This window comes from Tardiphaga sp. 768_D3_N2_1 (assembly GCF_052076105.1).
Taxonomy (GTDB): domain Bacteria; phylum Pseudomonadota; class Alphaproteobacteria; order Rhizobiales; family Xanthobacteraceae; genus Tardiphaga.
The window spans coordinates 5531493-5546417 of record NZ_CP197245.1; the positions used below are offsets into that span (position 1 = coordinate 5531493).

The 14925-nt window shown below is 61.5% G+C and carries 15 protein-coding genes; 8 read left to right on the forward strand and 7 right to left on the reverse strand.

What is annotated here, in order from left to right:
- Nucleotides 1–37: 37 nt before the first annotated feature.
- Nucleotides 38–349: a hypothetical protein gene (locus tag AB8A27_RS26050; RefSeq protein WP_441244373.1), complete on the reverse strand. Its 312-nt coding sequence runs from the start codon at nt 347–349 to the stop codon at nt 38–40.
- Nucleotides 350–546: 197 nt separating this feature from the next.
- On the opposite strand from AB8A27_RS26050, the gene AB8A27_RS26055 reads away from it, so the two are divergent.
- The 3 genes from AB8A27_RS26055 to AB8A27_RS26065 all read left to right on the forward strand — a co-directional run bounded on the left by AB8A27_RS26055 (nt 547) and on the right by AB8A27_RS26065 (nt 2438).
- The gene (locus AB8A27_RS26055; RefSeq protein ID WP_441244374.1) at nt 547–948 is read left to right on the forward strand and encodes a metallopeptidase family protein; all 402 of its coding nucleotides are present in this window, start codon (nt 547–549) and stop codon (nt 946–948) included.
- A gap of 71 nt (nt 949–1019) precedes the next feature.
- Nucleotides 1020–1625, forward strand: a complete 606-nt coding sequence (gene leuD, locus AB8A27_RS26060) for a 3-isopropylmalate dehydratase small subunit (RefSeq protein ID WP_092140665.1) — start codon at nt 1020–1022, stop codon at nt 1623–1625.
- A 21-nt stretch (nt 1626–1646) separates the two neighbouring features.
- Nucleotides 1647–2438 (forward strand): hypothetical protein, encoded by a 792-nt coding sequence (locus AB8A27_RS26065; RefSeq protein ID WP_441244375.1) that lies wholly within the window; start codon nt 1647–1649, stop codon nt 2436–2438.
- 1230 nt (nt 2439–3668) lie between these two features.
- Here the strand turns inward: AB8A27_RS26065 and AB8A27_RS26070 are convergent.
- Nucleotides 3669–4547 (reverse strand): HpcH/HpaI aldolase/citrate lyase family protein, encoded by an 879-nt coding sequence (locus AB8A27_RS26070; protein ID WP_441244376.1) that lies wholly within the window; start codon nt 4545–4547, stop codon nt 3669–3671.
- A 206-nt stretch (nt 4548–4753) separates the two neighbouring features.
- Here AB8A27_RS26070 and AB8A27_RS26075 point away from each other — a divergent pair, with 206 nt between their 5' ends.
- On the forward strand, nt 4754–5410 hold the full coding sequence (locus AB8A27_RS26075) for a carbonic anhydrase (RefSeq protein WP_441244377.1): 657 nt from the start codon (nt 4754–4756) through the stop codon (nt 5408–5410).
- Between the two features lie 191 nt (nt 5411–5601).
- Here AB8A27_RS26075 and AB8A27_RS26080 read toward each other — a convergent pair whose 3' ends face one another.
- Nucleotides 5602–6636 carry an aspartate-semialdehyde dehydrogenase gene (locus AB8A27_RS26080; RefSeq protein ID WP_441244378.1) on the reverse strand — a complete coding sequence of 345 codons (1035 nt, stop codon included), beginning with the start codon at nt 6634–6636 and terminating at the stop codon, nt 5602–5604.
- A 116-nt stretch (nt 6637–6752) separates the two neighbouring features.
- Here AB8A27_RS26080 and AB8A27_RS26085 point away from each other — a divergent pair, with 116 nt between their 5' ends.
- On the forward strand, nt 6753–7556 hold the full coding sequence (locus AB8A27_RS26085; RefSeq protein ID WP_441244379.1) for a hypothetical protein: 804 nt from the start codon (nt 6753–6755) through the stop codon (nt 7554–7556).
- Between the two features lie 180 nt (nt 7557–7736).
- A complete protein-coding gene (locus AB8A27_RS26090; RefSeq protein ID WP_441244380.1) occupies nt 7737–8114 on the forward strand; it encodes a hypothetical protein in 378 nt (125 codons plus the stop codon).
- A gap of 192 nt (nt 8115–8306) precedes the next feature.
- Here AB8A27_RS26090 and leuB read toward each other — a convergent pair whose 3' ends face one another.
- Complete coding sequence (leuB, locus tag AB8A27_RS26095) at nt 8307–9419, reverse strand: 3-isopropylmalate dehydrogenase (RefSeq protein ID WP_441244381.1); 1113 nt, start codon at nt 9417–9419, stop codon at nt 8307–8309.
- A gap of 134 nt (nt 9420–9553) precedes the next feature.
- On the opposite strand from leuB, the gene AB8A27_RS26100 reads away from it, so the two are divergent.
- Complete coding sequence (locus tag AB8A27_RS26100) at nt 9554–10738, forward strand: YbfB/YjiJ family MFS transporter (RefSeq protein WP_441245032.1); 1185 nt, start codon at nt 9554–9556, stop codon at nt 10736–10738.
- Here AB8A27_RS26100 and AB8A27_RS26105 read toward each other — a convergent pair.
- The 3 genes from AB8A27_RS26105 to AB8A27_RS26115 all read right to left on the reverse strand — a co-directional run bounded on the left by AB8A27_RS26105 (nt 10725) and on the right by AB8A27_RS26115 (nt 12968).
- Nucleotides 10725–11507 (reverse strand): molybdopterin-dependent oxidoreductase, encoded by a 783-nt coding sequence (locus AB8A27_RS26105; protein WP_092140651.1) that lies wholly within the window; start codon nt 11505–11507, stop codon nt 10725–10727. The two genes, AB8A27_RS26100 and AB8A27_RS26105, sit on opposite strands and share 14 nt — an antisense overlap.
- 12 nt (nt 11508–11519) lie before the next feature.
- Nucleotides 11520–12155, reverse strand: coding sequence for a cytochrome b/b6 domain-containing protein (locus AB8A27_RS26110; RefSeq protein ID WP_441244382.1), 636 nt, complete (start codon nt 12153–12155; stop codon nt 11520–11522).
- Nucleotides 12156–12380: 225 nt separating this feature from the next.
- Nucleotides 12381–12968: a fasciclin domain-containing protein gene (locus AB8A27_RS26115; RefSeq protein ID WP_092140649.1), complete on the reverse strand. Its 588-nt coding sequence runs from the start codon at nt 12966–12968 to the stop codon at nt 12381–12383.
- A gap of 410 nt (nt 12969–13378) precedes the next feature.
- Between AB8A27_RS26115 and AB8A27_RS26120 the strand changes: the two genes are divergently transcribed.
- Nucleotides 13379–14893 (forward strand): malonate--CoA ligase, encoded by a 1515-nt coding sequence (locus AB8A27_RS26120; protein ID WP_441244383.1) that lies wholly within the window; start codon nt 13379–13381, stop codon nt 14891–14893.
- Nucleotides 14894–14925: the final 32 nt, after the last annotated feature.

The window sequence follows — 14925 nt, forward strand, 5'->3', positions numbered from 1 at the left end:
GCGAACCGGTACCCACTTCGCGTGAAAACGCTCTCGTTTAGCCGCGGCGCCAGTAGCAGTTCATGCGCGGCACGATCACGGTGCCGCTCGGGCGATATTCCTGCACCAGATTGGCGGTGCAATCGCGCACGGCGTTCGGACCGGGATTGTAGCTCGGATAGACACCGCGTTCGTCCGGGGTGCGATAGATGCGAACGCGCGGGCGCGCACGGCGAGGCTGAACGCTGTCGTCGGATTGGGCGAGCTGCGTGGCCGTCTGTGCCTGTGCGGTGTCAGCCATTGGCAAGCCGCCAAGTACAGTTGCCAGACCTGCAACCGCCAATCCCAGTGCCGCCATCATGATCCGCATTTTAACACCCCAACCCGCCATGGGCATGATCCCGAAAACTGGATGCCGGTTTTCGCCGACAAACGGGTTCGTTTGTCGAGGGATCATGCTTCAAAAGGAAACGCCGCAAAGTCTCCGATTGACGCCCGCCCGTCAACCGCCGGGACCGCGCCGTACCGGTGCATTGCCATGTCACGGGAATTGGCTAGACAGGGACCATGTGGCACCAGGCAAAAGCACCCGATCTCGCCGAAATGGAGGACATGGCCCACGCCATGCTCGCCCTCCTGCCGGACGACTTCCGCAAGCTCTGCGAGGGCGTGATCATCCGGGTCGATGATTTCCCGACGGACGAGGTGCTGGAGGAGATGCAGGCGGAGACCGAATTCGACCTCCTCGGCCTGTTCCAGGGCGTCGGCCTGCCGTTTCAGAGCCAGGACAATACCGGGCAGTTGCCCAACATGATCTGGCTGTATCGCAGGCCAATCCTGGATTACTGGGCCGAACATGACGAAACCCTCGGCCATATCGTCCGCCACGTGCTGATCCACGAGATCGGCCACCATTTCGGCCTCTCGGATGCCGATATGGAGGCGATCGAGGCTGGCGTCACGGACTAGCCCTGCATAAATCACCCTTGGACGGGCCGCCCGATCGGGCTAAAACGGCCGCCCAATCCGAGGATACGTTCATGGACAAGTTCACCACGCTGGAAGGCGTCGCGGCGCCGCTGAAGATCATCAATGTCGATACCGACATGATCATCCCGAAGCAGTATCTGAAGACCATCAAGCGCACCGGCCTTGGCAAGGGTCTGTTCTCGGAAGCGCGCTATCTCGATGACGGCAGCGAGAACCCGGATTTCGTCCTCAACAAGCCTGCCTATCGCAACGCCAAGATCATGGTCGCGGGCGATAATTTCGGCTGCGGTTCGTCGCGCGAGCACGCGCCCTGGGCGCTGCTGGATTTCGGCATCCGCTGCGTGATTTCGACCTCGTTCGGCGACATCTTCTACAACAATTGCTTCAAGAACGGCGTGCTGCCGATCCGCGTCTCGCAGAAAGATCTCGATGCGCTGTTCGATGACGCCGAACGCGGCGCCAATGCGACGATCACCATCGATCTGCCGAACCAGGAAATCCGCGGTCCTGACGGCGGCACGGTGAAGTTCGAGATCGATCCGTTCCGCAAGCACTGCCTGCTCAACGGCCTCGACGATATCGGCCTGACCATGGAGAAGAAGGCCTCCATCGACAGCTACGAGTCCAAGCTCAAGACCGAGCGCGCCTGGGCCTGATCTGACGTCGGAAGGTGACGCGTGATTCCTGACGTCGTCACCTTTTGGGAGGGGCCGCTCGATGCGCTGCGCAGGCTGTGCCTGCGCTCGCAGGTGCAGGCCGGTCACCGCGTCACGCTCTATAGTTTCGCACCCATTGCTGATCTGCCGGATGGCGTGAGCAATGCCGATGCGGAAGCCGTGCTGCCGCGCGCTTTTGCGGATCGGCTGCGGCCGTCTGCTCCCGACGGCACATGGGTGGGCTGGACACCCCTGCAGTTCAGCGATTTCTTTCGCATCAGGTTGATGGCCGAAGGTCTCGGCCTCTGGCTCGATGCGGATGTGCTGCTGCTGAAGCCGATCGAGATCGATCCCGCAAAGCCCTATTTCGCCTGGGAGAAGCGACGTCAGCTCGGCAATTCGGTGCTGTATCTGCCGCCGGATGATCCAATCGTTGCAGCGTTCGAGGCGCTGATCAGGCAGGACGAATTGACGCCGGACTGGATGTCACTGCGCCATCGCCTTGCTTTCGCATGGCGCAAGCTACGCGACAGCACCAAGCGCGCCAGCGACGTCCGCGTCGCGATCTTCGGCCCGGCATCGCTGACGGCGCTCGCGAAGCGCCACGGCTCGCAGCATCACGCGCTACCGCGGAAGGCTTATTATTCGATTCACGCGGAGCCAAAGCTGTTCTTCGAGCCGTCGGACTTTGCGACGCTGGTCGGCGATCCCGAAATATTGGGTTTTCACATCTCGCCGAAAGGGCGCGGGAAGGAAGCGCCGATGCCGGGAAGCTTTTATGCCTGGGCGACCGAGCGGGTCGGCAAGAGGTAGGCGAGCCAGGCTTTCGAAGCGCCCAAGCCTCCTGCGTCATTCCGGGGCGCGCGTCGCCGGCGAAGCCGGCAGAGCGCGAACCCTGAGTTTCCACTGTCATTCCGGGGCACACGAAAGCGGCAAAGCCGCTGAAGTGCGAACCCGGAATCCCCGAGTGTTTTGCGCTGAACATGTCGGGATTCCCCGCCACTCCAATTGGAGTGGCTGAGGTTCGTCTGCGCGAAGGCGGGCAGCCGCCCCGGAATGACAGTGTATGGCCGCACAGACCTCTCCGCGTCGTCCCCGCGCAGGCGGGGACCCATAACCACGGTCAGCGTGATTGAAGCGGCAGAGCCTCAACGACAACGCTTTCACCAGTTCTCCAGCGTGTATGGGTCCCCGCCTGCGCGGGGACGACAGTGAGAGGTTCGGGTTAAATATTTTTTCCTATCTCCCGTTGACAATATCCCTTCAAGGACTATTATCCCTTCCGTCCTGCCCCACCGAGAGGGGCGATCGCGATCGTCACGTTCGCGGGGCAGGGTGCGGTGGACGCCGGAGATGCGGCGTTACGCGGTTCATGGGTGACGTCTGTCTTCGGGCAGGACGGATCTGCGCCAGCACTGCCACTGGCAAGGAGACGACCGGTCTTGAGATCGAAACAGCCCTGGACAGTGTGACGGACGACCAAATCGAAACGCGTCCGGCTTAAGTGCTTGAGGCACCCTGTCCCATTCGCCTTGGGACTGTAATTTTGGTGATCGGATCGTTCGCCATGGCAACGCGCAAGCAGGCTGAAAAAACACCGCAGGCGGAACGCTGGGCACTTGCCTGACGCTTCCGAAAGTCCTGATGCATTCTCACTTGCGGAAGACCGCATCGCATCAGGCCCAAGGGTGCAACGGGCACCCGGCGTTCCGCACGCCCTCTCATAAGGGGGCGGGAATGCACAGACGACGGCGCCTCCGCGCCGCAAACAACAGGGGTGATGACGCATGTCTGGAGAGCAGTGGCTATTTGAAATTTGAATCAGCAGAGACGTGGCGCTCCGTGGTCCACGACATACTCAGTCGTCATGCGCGGGCTTGTCCCGCGTATCCACGTCTTGGCGACATCCACAGCAAGGCGTGGATGGCCGGGACATCTAGCGAAGCTCGCTTCGCGCTACCCGGCCATGACGTGGTGATAGACCTGAGAGCATCGCGAAGCGAACTTCACGCTGTCATCCCGCCCCGGAATGACGCCTGCGCGTCAGTTCCCCATCGCCGCGATCGCGTCCGAAATCGCGATTGTGCGCTTCGCCATCTCCGCATGCAGGCGCTCGACCATCTTGCCGTCGAGCTGGATCGCGCCGCGGCTGGCATTTTCCGGCTGCTCGAAGGCGGCGATGATGCGGCGGGCCTGGGCGACTTCGTCGGCGGGCGGCGTGAAGACCTTGTTGCACGCCTCGATCTGGCTCGGATGGATCAGCGTCTTGCCGTCGAAGCCGATGTCGCGGCCCTGTTCGGCTTCGGCGATGAAACCCTCGGTATCGCTGAAATTGCTGTAGGGACCATCGAGGATTTCGAGACCATGCAGCCGCGTCGCCAGCACGCAATGGGTGATCATGCCAAGCATCGCCGCGCGGCCGGGCATCATGCGGATGCGGGTCTCGCGGGCGATATCATTGGGGCCGAACACGAAGCCGGCCAGGCGATTCTCGGAATCGCGCGAGGCAGCCGCGAGCTCTTCCGCATGCAGGATGGCGCGCGAAGTCTCGATCATGGCCCAGACCTTGATCGACATGTCGGCGCCAACGTCGCTCAGGCGATCCGCAACGGCGGAGAGATCCTCCACGCTGGAGATCTTCGGCACCAGGATGCCGTCCGGCTTGGCCTTGCCGGCCATGGTGACGTCGTCGATCCACCACGGCGAATCCAGCGCATTGATACGGATGATGACCTCGCGCTTGCCGAAGCCGCCGGCAGCCAGCGTCTGGGCGATGGCATCGCGCGCCGTTCCCTTGGCGTCCGGCGCCACGGCGTCTTCAAGGTCTAGGATAATGCCGTCGGCCGGTACGGTGCGGGCCTTCTCCAGCGCGCGCGGATTCGAGCCTGGCATGAACAAATGGCTGCGGCGCGGACGGATCATGGCGTATTTCCCTGAAATTTGGTGCCTGCTTATGGGTTGGCATTCGCGATAGCATCTCAGTCAGCCGCCCGGAAGGCTTGTTCGCGCTGGCGTCCTATGGTTATCCGTGGGGACCCATCTGTTTGGGCATGATCCCTCGACAAACGAACCCGTTTGTCGGCGAAAACCGGCATCCACTTTTCGGGATCATGCTGACGAGGCAAACCATGACCGCATCGTTTCCGCAGCAACTCATCTCCGGCTACCAGACCTTCTCGTCGGAACGCCTGCCCACCGAACAGTCGCGCTTCCGCGAGCTGTCCGAAAAGGGCCAGTTCCCTGAAGTAATGGTGATCGGCTGCTGCGACTCGCGGGTGTCGCCGGAGGTCATCTTCGATGCTTCGCCGGGCGAATTGTTCGTGGTGCGAAACATCGCCAATCTGGTGCCGCCCTATCAGCCCGACGGCAATGCGCATGGCGTCTCTGCTGCGCTGGAATATGCCGTGCAGGTGCTGAAGGTGAAGCACATTGTTATTCTCGGTCACGCGCAATGCGGCGGCATCCGTGCCTTCGTGGACAAGACCGCGCCGCTGTCGCCGGGCGACTTCATCGGCCGCTGGATGTCGATGTTCACCAAGCCGGGCGAGGTCGTCGAGATCCGCGACCATGAATCGATGCAGGATTTCGTCACCCGCATCGAGAAGGCTGCAGTGTTCCGCAGCCTCGAAAACCTGATGACCTTTCCCTTCGTGAAGAAGCGCGTCGAGGCCGGCGATCTCTTGCTGCATGGCGCCTATTTCGGCGTAGCGCTCGGCTCGCTATCGGTGCTCGACAAGGTCGAGAAGGTGTTCAAGCCGGTGGGACAAGCGAAGCCGACGGCGTAGCGCTCCGTCCTCATCCTGAGGAGCGGCGCAAGCCGCGTCTCGAAGGATGGCCGCAAACTCGGAGTGCCTGCATCTCATGGTTCGAGACGGCGCTACGCGCCTCCTCACCATGAGGAGCTGGGTTGTCGCGGGGTAAATAAAAAGGCCGGATGCGATGCACCCGGCCTTTCGTGTTTCGATATCGAAGCGGCTTACGCGGCCTTCTTCTTCGCGGTGATCAGCTTGCGGTTGATCAGGCATTCCGCGATCTGCACGGCGTTGAGCGCTGCGCCCTTGCGGAGGTTGTCCGAAACGCACCACAGAACGAGACCGTTATCGACCGTCGCGTCCGTACGGATGCGGCTGATATAGGTGGCATCTTCGCCAGCGGCTTCATAAGGCGTCACGTAGCCACCGGGCTCGCGCTTGTCGATCACGAGGCAGCCTGGCGCATTGCGCAGGATGTCGCGGGCTTCATCTTCCGAGATCGGATTCTCGAATTCGATGTTGACCGCTTCCGAGTGGCCGACGAACACCGGCACACGCACGCAGGTCGCGGACATTTTGATTTTGGGATCAAGAATCTTCTTGGTCTCCATCATCATCTTCCACTCTTCCTTGGTGTAGCCGTCCTCCATGAACACGTCGATCTGCGGGATGACGTTGAAGGCGATACGCTTCGGAAATTTGTTATTCACGAGTTCGCTGTTGGTGTAGACGGCCTTGGTCTGCGAGAACAACTCGTCCATCGCATCCTTGCCGGCGCCCGACACTGACTGATAGGTCGAGACGACGACGCGCTTGATGGTCGCCTTGTCGTGCAGCGGCTTCAGCGCCACCACGAGCTGCGCAGTCGAGCAGTTCGGGTTTGCGATGATGTTCTTCTTGGTGAAGCCATCAACGGCAGCAGCGTTCACTTCCGGCACGATCAACGGCACGTCCGGATCCATGCGCCATGTCGACGAGTTGTCGATCACGACCGCACCGGCTGCGCCGATCTTCGGCGACCATTCCTTGGACACGGCTCCGCCGGCCGACATCAGGCAGATGTCGATGTCGCTGAAGTCATAGGTCGCGAGGTCTTTGCATTTCAGGGTTTTGTCGCCGAAGGAAACCTCAACGCCCATGCTGCGGCGCGACGCAAGCGCCACGACCTCGTCAGCGGGGAATTTACGTTCATCCAGAATGCTGAGCATTTCACGCCCGACATTGCCGGTCGCTCCGACCAGCGCGACTTTGTAACCCATCGTTCACTCTCCGAAGAAAAATGCCTCCCGGCCGCCGTTTGCGGAAAGGGAAGAGCGAGCGCTTCTATGCGAGAAACGCCGCAAAGACAACGTCCTAAGCGTTTTTGCGTGTTTTGATGCGTTCAATTTTGGTTCCGCACCACCCAAAGCCGGCAGGCGTCCATCCGGCCCTGCAGAGCTTTGCCGACGAGTGCGGCGCCGTCGCCATACGTCTGCTCGCCTATATGGGAGTGCTGGCACTGGTTGTCATGGCCGCGGTCACCGTGTTCGACGGACTGGAATTCGACGTCGGCAGTGAACCACCCGCCAAGGCTGGCTGGAGTGTCGCCAGTCGCTCGCATCCCGCTTTTGCCGTCAGCCAGTTCGATTCATCAGGTAAAACATCATCTTATGAGATATTCAGGCACCCCGAAGGGGGCCGCAAGGATGTCCTGCGCTGGGCGTCGCCCGGGGAGACCCCGGTGGCTGAGCTGGAATTGTATCGCCCGGGCGCCGAGGCCGGTCGGGAAGGTCCGCCGGCAGCCGAGATCGCGGGTCGCATGGACCCCGGCGGGGTCCGTGAAGTGGTGGGCGAGGGCATCATCGATACCAAATTCGGGCCGGTTGCCCTGATGGGCTTTGCCGATCGGCTGAAGGACAGCAAGCGCTGCCTCGGCTTCATGAAGACCCTGGATGCCGCCAATCTCCGGATTTCCGGCTGGTCGTGCCAGGGCGACGGCCTGCCGGCCCGGAGGGCGGCCATAGGCTGCACCCTGAACCGGCTCGTGCTGCTGACAGCCGGCAATGAACCCCGGCTGCAGGACGCCTTTGCCCAGGCCGAACTGAAGCGGGCCGGCTGCATCAGCGGCGCGGCGCTGTCGGCGACATCGGCCGATTGGGTCACCGGCGCCCAAAATCCGCTGCTCCGCGGCAGTCTGTGACCTCTTCGTGATAGGCAGGACCAAGACCTTGGATTACATGCAACATTCGGCCACACCGCGCATTATATCGGCGACTGTGGCCGGATAGACCTTGTGGCCGGATACCCCGGCCAGCTAAATTGACCGCAAATCGGATTTGCCGACTCGCGTGGCCGATCTTTTGACTGCAATGAGGACCTGATGACCTTGAAATTCCCCGCCGCGAAAACTCTCGCCATGTTGTTCGCGACGGTTGCCGTCATCGCGACCGCCGTTGCCGTGTCTCCGGCCGACGCCGCCCCCAAGAAGAAGGTTCGCGTCTCTGACCGTGACGCCGTTTACGGTGCGCGCGGCCCGAACGTGACCTATCAGCAGGGCCGCACCCGCGTTTACGTGACGCGCCGCTCCTGGCTCGATGCCGGCGTCGAAGTGCTCCCGGGTGATCGCAAGTTCACCGATTACGCCTATCCGCCCGGCTACTCCTTCGCCCGCGACAACAACAACCGTCCGCTGGACCGCCAGCCGCTCAATTCGCAGTGGGATCTCGGCGGCTATCCCGAGCGCTTCCCGCTCTACTGAGCGTGGTGACCTATCGATACGAAAATGCCGGGCTTAGCCGGGCATTTTTTGTTTTGGGGGGCCAACTATCTCTGACCTCATCCTGAGGAGCGGCCGCTTGGCCGCGTCTCGAAGGATGTGCAGCAGGTGTAACCCGCCTCATGGTTCGAGACGCCCGCCAAGAGGCGGGCTCCTCACCATGAGGCTCAGCTACTAAGCGTGCAGCGCCTGCAATTCCTTCAGTAGCGCTTCGCCCATGCCTGACGTGCTCACAACGGTCGCGCCTTCCGACTTGATATCCGCCGTCCGCAGACCCTTTGCCAGAACCGCGGCGATGGCCTGGTCAACCTTGTCGGCCAACTCGCCCATCTCCAGCGAATAGCGCAGCGCCATGCCGAAGGAGGCGATCATCGCCAGCGGATTGGCCATGCCCTTGCCGGCAATGTCCGGCGCCGAGCCGTGCACCGGCTCATACATCGCCTTGCGCTTCTTGGTCTTGGCGTCGATTTCGCCGAGCGAGGCCGAGGGCAGCATGCCCAGCGACCCCGTCAGCATCGCTGCGATATCCGAGAGCATGTCGCCGAACAGGTTGTCGGTGACGATGACGTCGAACTGCTTCGGCCACTTCACGAGGTTCATGCCGCCGGAATCGGCGAGCTGATGCTCGAGCGTGACGTCCTTGTATTCGCGGCCATGCACCTGGGTGACGACCTCGTTCCAGAGCACGCCCGACTTCATGACGTTGCGCTTCTCCATCGACGTCACCTTGTTCTGGCGCTTGCGGGCCAGATCGAAAGCGACGCGGGCAATGCGCTCGATCTCATAGGTGTCATAGACCTGCGTATCGACGGCGCGCTTCTGGCCGTTGCCGAGATCGGTGATGGTTTTCGGTTCGCCGAAATAGACGCCGCCGGTGAGCTCGCGCACGATCATGATGTCGAGACCTTCGACCACTTCGCGCTTCAGGCTCGAGGAGTCCGCAAGCGCGGGATAGCAGACGGCCGGACGCAGATTGGCGAACAGGCCGAGATCTTTTCGCAAGCGCAGCAGGCCAGCTTCCGGACGGTTCTCGTAAGGTACGCCATCCCATTTGGGGCCGCCGATGGCGCCGAAGATGATGGCGTCGGCCGCGTCGGCCTTCGCCATTGTGGCATCGGTGATCGGCACTCCGTCCGCATCGATCGATGCGCCGCCGACGAGGCCGGTCTCGGTATCGAATTTGGCGATGCCCTGGGCGTCGATCCAGTCGATTAGGCGCGTCACCTCCGCCATCACTTCCGGGCCGATACCGTCGCCGGGGAGAACCAGCAGTTTATGCGCCGCCATAACCGTTTCCTTCTCTGAACATCGAATTTCGGGCGAGTGCTAAGCCGTCATTGCAGCATTGGCAAGACAGCCTTGCTGCACGCGTCGATTGCAAGCTCTGCGAAAGCTGCGACAGTGCGGCCGGGAGACGCCAGATTTTGACTGACACTTCGCTTTCGCGCCGTAATCCGGCGTTGCTGATCCTTGTTTTGTCGCTTGCGCCGGCCATCGGCCTTGGCATCGGCCGCTTCGTCTATTCGCTCGTGCTGCCGGATATGCGCGACAGCCTGCAATGGTCCTATTCGGCCGCAGGCTTCATGAATACCGTCAATGCCGCCGGCTATCTGCTCGGCGCGCTGGCAGCAGCAGGTCTCGGCAAACGCTACGGGCTTTTCGCGGTGATCCAGCTCGGCACTGTGGCCTGCATTGCGTCGCTGTTGCTCTGCGGCGTCACCGCGGATTTTACGCTGCTCAGCATCGCCCGTTTCGTCACCGGATTTGGTGCGGCGATCTCTTTCGTTGCGGGCGGTGCGCTCGCGGCAACCATCGGCCTCGCGCATCCGGAGCGGTCGTCCTATCTGCTCAGCCTGTTCTATGCCGGACCTGGAATCGGCATTCTGGTGTCCGGCCTGATCGCCCCCTTCGTGCTGCAGGGGTTCGGCGCCGGCTCCTGGTGGATCGTCTGGCTGGTGATCGGTCTCGTCTCGGTGGTGATGGGCCTGCCGCTGCTACGCAAGCTGGTGGACGCAAGCGAAGGCACGTCGCGCGCCGCGGCGCCGTCCATGACGATCCGGCCGATGTGGATTTTCCTGGTCGCTTATTTCATGTTTGGTGCCGGCTACATCGCCTACATGACCTTCATGATCGCCTATGTCCGCGATGGCGGCGGCAGCGCCGTCGCGCAGAGCGCGTTCTGGTGCCTGATCGGCGCGAGTTCTTTCGCGTCGCCCTGGCTGTGGCGCGGCGTGCTGGCGCGCGGACAGAGCGGACGCGCGATGGCGATCATTCTCGGCACCAATGCCGTTGGTGCTGCGATGCCCTTGCTCGGCCATTCGCCGCTGGTGCTCGGCGTGTCGGCGGCAGTGTTCGGCGTGTCGTTCTTCGCTGTCGTCGCGGCGACGACGGCCTTCGTGCGCTTCAACTATCCGAAGGAGACATGGCCGAAGGCGATTGCGGTGGTGACGATCGTGTTCGGTATTGGGCAGACGCTGGGACCGATTGCGGTCGGCGCCATCAGCGACGCGACAGGGAGTCTGACTTCAGCGCTGGTGGTGTCGGCGGCGACGCTGGGCGTCGGCGCTGCCATGTCGATGTTCCAGAAGCCGATCAGCTCCCGCTGAAATCGTTATAGCCCTGATCTTCCCAATAGCCGCCCTTGTAGTCGTTGGTGACTTCCATCGCGACGACGTACTTCGGATTCTTGAAGCCGAGCTTGGTCGGTACGCGGATCTTCATCGGGAAACCATAGGCCCGCGGCAGAAGCTGATTGTCGAACTTGAAGGTCATCTGCGTCTGCGCATGCATGGCCGTGGGCATATCGAGCGAGCTCGTATAATCCTCGGCGCAGCGGAAATGGACCCACTTCGCGTTGGTGTCTGCACCGACCAGCTTGAGGAAGTCGCGCAGCGGCGTGCCCTGCCAGGAACCAATGGCGCTCCAGCCTTCCACGCAGATATGGCGGGTGATCTGTGACACTTCCGGCAGCTTGTGCAGTTCATCGAGCGTCCACGACTTCTTGTCCTGCACCAGCCCGGAGACTTCGAGTTTCCACTCCTTGCCGTCCACGTTCGGCGCGTCGTCCTCGGCGTAGAACGCATTGAACGGGAATGGGCGTTTGATGTCTTTCTCCGAGTAGGTCGGAGCAAGCGTGTTCGGATTGAAGATTCGGGCCTGCACCATGTCGTTGAATTTGGACATGTGCGTCAGCAGGTTTTCAGCCGAGAGACTGTCGCTGACATCGCAGCCGGTGAGCAACGTCAAGGCGCCGAAACTTGCACCCGACGCGATGAAACGGCGGCGCGACAGATCGGGCATCAGCTTGGTGGCATCCTTGACGAGGAGATCCTTGTCGACGCCGGGAATGATGAGGGAGCGGATTTTTCTGATCATGGTCGTACTCCCTCAGCGTCCGATAATCATCGCGCGCAGGCTCTTGGGTACGATCAAAGCCAGAGCCACGTGGATGACGAGGAAGCCGACGATGGCAGCCATCATGAAGAAATGCACATAGCGGGCGGTATCGTAGCCGCCGAACAGCGCCGTGAGATATTGCAGCTGGACAGGCTTCCAGATCGCGAGGCCCGACAGCACGATCAGAATGCCGACCACAATGATCCCGGTATAGAGCAGCTTCTGCACCTGATTGTAGGTCGAAAGATCCGCATGTGAGAGTTGGCCGGTCAGCGCGGCCTTGGTGTCGTCGAGCACACCTTTCGCTGAGATAGGCAGCAGCTTCCTGCGGAAGCGGCCGGTGACGATACCGAGTGTGAGATAGACGAGGCCATTGATCACCAGCAGCCACATCGCGGCGAGGTGCCACATGATGCCGCCGCCGAGCCAGCCGCCGAGCGTGATTGACGATGAGAAGGTGAAGTTGAACAGCGGGGAGGCGTTGTAGATCTGCCAGCCTGACATGATCATCAACACGATGGCCACGGCGTTAATCCAGTGCACGACACGGACCCAGGCGGGCTGGATCACCTTCGCTTTGGGCTTGGCTGCAGCCGTGTGGTCTTCGCTCAGGGAGATGCTCGACATGGAATCATCCATTTGCATGGGTTCTGGCATCTATACGGCATAAAGTGCCATTCGTTACGGACGCTGTCTTCTCAACCTTCCGGGACGCCAATCATTCCGATCACAAAAAAGCGAGCCAGGTTGCCCCGGCTCGCTTCTTGGCGCCCCTCGGTATCCTTGGGGGACGCGCGCGCATCCTGTGGGGACAAGTCAGGATGCGCGAACTTGTTGCGCGGAAGCCGGAGATCAGGCTTTCGGCATCAGGACAGTATCGATGACGTGAATCACGCCGTTCGACTGGTTGACGTCGGCGATGGTCACGGTTGAGGAACCGCCTTTGGCATCGACGATCATGACCTTGCCGCCCGAAGCCTTCACGGTCAGCTCTTCGCCTTCCACGGTCTTCAGCTTCTGGCCGTCCTTGAGGTCGGCGGCGTTCAGCTTGCCGGGGACCACATGGTAGGTCAGGATCTTGGTCAGGGTCGCCTTGCTCTCAGGCTTCACCAGCGTATCGACGGTACCGGCAGGCAGTTTACCGAAGGCGGCATTCGTCGGCGCGAACACCGTGAACGGTCCCTTGCTGGAGAGCGTATCGACAAGGCCGGCGGCCTTCACGGCGGCGACCAGCGTGGTGTGATCCTTCGAATTGACGGCATTCTCGACGATGTTCTTCGACGGATACATCGGCGCGCCGCCGACCATCACGGTCTTCTCGCCCGACATTTCGCTCTTCATCATCTTCTTGTCTTCGGCCTGTGCGGGGGCAAGCACGACGCCAGTGATGGCGAGGGTGCTGAATGCGACGGCCGACAGAAGTGCAATGCGCTTGGACATGGATCGTCTCCCGAGTGATGTGAGTGACCGGCGATCTCGCCGGTGCGATGATTGGGTATCGACCGCGGTGATCCCTGGAGGCTCGATTGCGCCGTCGATGCCCGAGCTACGCGAGGCCTCGGGGCCGGTTTCAGTCTATATTTTTCGTCACTGCTGAAACTTTCGCGGATGCATTTCGTTCGCGCGAGGCAATAACCAGTTCGATACATCGCGTTTGATACAATCACGCGCGGAAACCGCGACGGGATGACGCTGCTCCAAGCGGCTGATCCACCAGATATGGCACTCCATCCGCCTGCAGGATACGTTGCCTAGATGTGACCATTCTTGCTAAGGAACGGGACAAATTGACGCGATCGTTGGGCTAACCGCACGGTCGCTCCCGCACTCCTGCCCCGCGTGACCTTGCCATGAACGCCAATCTGTTTTCTCGCCTGTTCGACAAACTCGACGATGCCTCGCGTCTCGCGATCGAGACGCCCGAGGGCAAGCACATCAGCTATGGCGATCTGATCGCGCTGGCGGGGCAGATGGCGAATGTTCTGGTCGCCCGCGGCGTCAAGCCGGGTGACCGCGTGGCGGCGCAGACCGAGAAGTCAGTGCCCGCTCTGGTGCTGTATCTGGCGACCGTGCGGGCCGGCGCGGTCTATCTGCCGCTCAATACCGCCTATACGCTCAACGAGCTCGATTATTTCATTACCGATGCCGAACCGTCCCTGGTGGTGTGCGATCCCTCCAAGGCCGAGGGCTTTGCCGCCATTGCGGCCAAGGTCGGCGCGAAGGTCGAAACACTGGGTGCTGATGGCAAGGGCTCGCTGACCGATGCCGCAGCGAAGGAGAATCCGGATTTCCGGACCGTCGAGCGCAAGAACGAGGATCTCGCCGCGATCCTCTATACGTCCGGCACCACCGGCCGCTCCAAGGGCGCGATGCTGAGCCACGACAATCTGGCCTCGAATTCGCTGAGCCTCGTCGAATACTGGCGCTTCAGCAGGGACGACGTGCTGATCCACGCGCTGCCGATCTATCACACCCATGGTCTGTTCGTGGCGAGCAACGTGACGCTGTTTGCGCGTGCGTCGATGATCTTCCTGCCGAAGCTCGATCCGGAACTCATCATCAAGCTGATGGCCCGCGCCACCGTGCTGATGGGCGTGCCGACCTTCTACACTCGTATCCTGCAGTCGCCGAACCTGTCGAAAGAGACTTGCAGCCACATGCGGTTGTTCATCTCGGGATCCGCGCCGCTGCTGGCGGACACCCATCGTGAATGGTTCGCGCGCACCGGTCATGCCGTGCTGGAGCGCTACGGCATGACCGAAACCAACATGAACACGTCGAACCCTTATGATGGCGAGCGCGTGCCCGGTGCGGTCGGTTTCCCGCTGCCTGGAGTCTCAGTGCGCGTCACCGATCCGGAGACGGCCAAAGAGCTCGCGCGCGACACCATCGGCATGATCGAGGTGAAGGGCCCGAACGTATTTCAGGGCTATTGGCGGATGCCGGAGAAGACCAAGGCGGAATTCCGCGACGACGGCTTCTTCATCACCGGCGATCTCGGCAAGATCGACGCCAAAGGCTATGTGCACATTCTCGGCCGCGGCAAGGATCTGGTGATCTCCGGCGGCTTCAACGTCTATCCGAAGGAAATCGAAAGCGAGATCGACGCCATGCCCGGCGTGATCGAAAGCGCCGTGATCGGTGTGCCGCATGCGGATTTCGGCGAGGGCGTCACCGCCGTAGTCGTGAGCGACAAGAAGACCGCGATCGACGAGGCCTCCGTGCTCAAGGCGCTGGATGGCCAGATCGCCAAGTTCAAGATGCCGAAGCGCGTGATCTTCGTTGACGATCTGCCGCGCAACACCATGGGCAAAGTGCAGAAGAACGTGCTGCGCGATAGTTACAAGGATATCTACGCGAAATAAGTCCTCGCACGATCCCTCATGGTGAGGAGGCG

Excerpts from the sequence above, each read along its gene's own strand:
- AB8A27_RS26050 (WP_441244373.1), bottom strand. The coding sequence starts at position 349 with ATGCGGATCATGATGGCGGCACTGGGATTGGCGGTTGCAGGTCTGGCA.
- AB8A27_RS26055 (WP_441244374.1), top strand. The coding sequence starts at position 547 with ATGTGGCACCAGGCAAAAGCACCCGATCTCGCCGAAATGGAGGACATG.
- leuD (WP_092140665.1), top strand. The coding sequence starts at position 1,020 with ATGGACAAGTTCACCACGCTGGAAGGCGTCGCGGCGCCGCTGAAGATC.
- AB8A27_RS26070 (WP_441244376.1), bottom strand. The coding sequence starts at position 4,547 with ATGATCCGTCCGCGCCGCAGCCATTTGTTCATGCCAGGCTCGAATCCG.
- AB8A27_RS26075 (WP_441244377.1), top strand. The coding sequence starts at position 4,754 with ATGACCGCATCGTTTCCGCAGCAACTCATCTCCGGCTACCAGACCTTC.
- AB8A27_RS26080 (WP_441244378.1), bottom strand. The coding sequence starts at position 6,636 with ATGGGTTACAAAGTCGCGCTGGTCGGAGCGACCGGCAATGTCGGGCGT.
- AB8A27_RS26085 (WP_441244379.1), top strand. The coding sequence starts at position 6,753 with ATGCGTTCAATTTTGGTTCCGCACCACCCAAAGCCGGCAGGCGTCCAT.
- AB8A27_RS26090 (WP_441244380.1), top strand. The coding sequence starts at position 7,737 with ATGACCTTGAAATTCCCCGCCGCGAAAACTCTCGCCATGTTGTTCGCG.
- leuB (WP_441244381.1), bottom strand. The coding sequence starts at position 9,419 with ATGGCGGCGCATAAACTGCTGGTTCTCCCCGGCGACGGTATCGGCCCG.
- AB8A27_RS26105 (WP_092140651.1), bottom strand. The coding sequence starts at position 11,507 with ATGATCAGAAAAATCCGCTCCCTCATCATTCCCGGCGTCGACAAGGAT.
- AB8A27_RS26110 (WP_441244382.1), bottom strand. The coding sequence starts at position 12,155 with ATGTCGAGCATCTCCCTGAGCGAAGACCACACGGCTGCAGCCAAGCCC.
- AB8A27_RS26115 (WP_092140649.1), bottom strand. The coding sequence starts at position 12,968 with ATGTCCAAGCGCATTGCACTTCTGTCGGCCGTCGCATTCAGCACCCTC.
- AB8A27_RS26120 (WP_441244383.1), top strand. The coding sequence starts at position 13,379 with ATGAACGCCAATCTGTTTTCTCGCCTGTTCGACAAACTCGACGATGCC.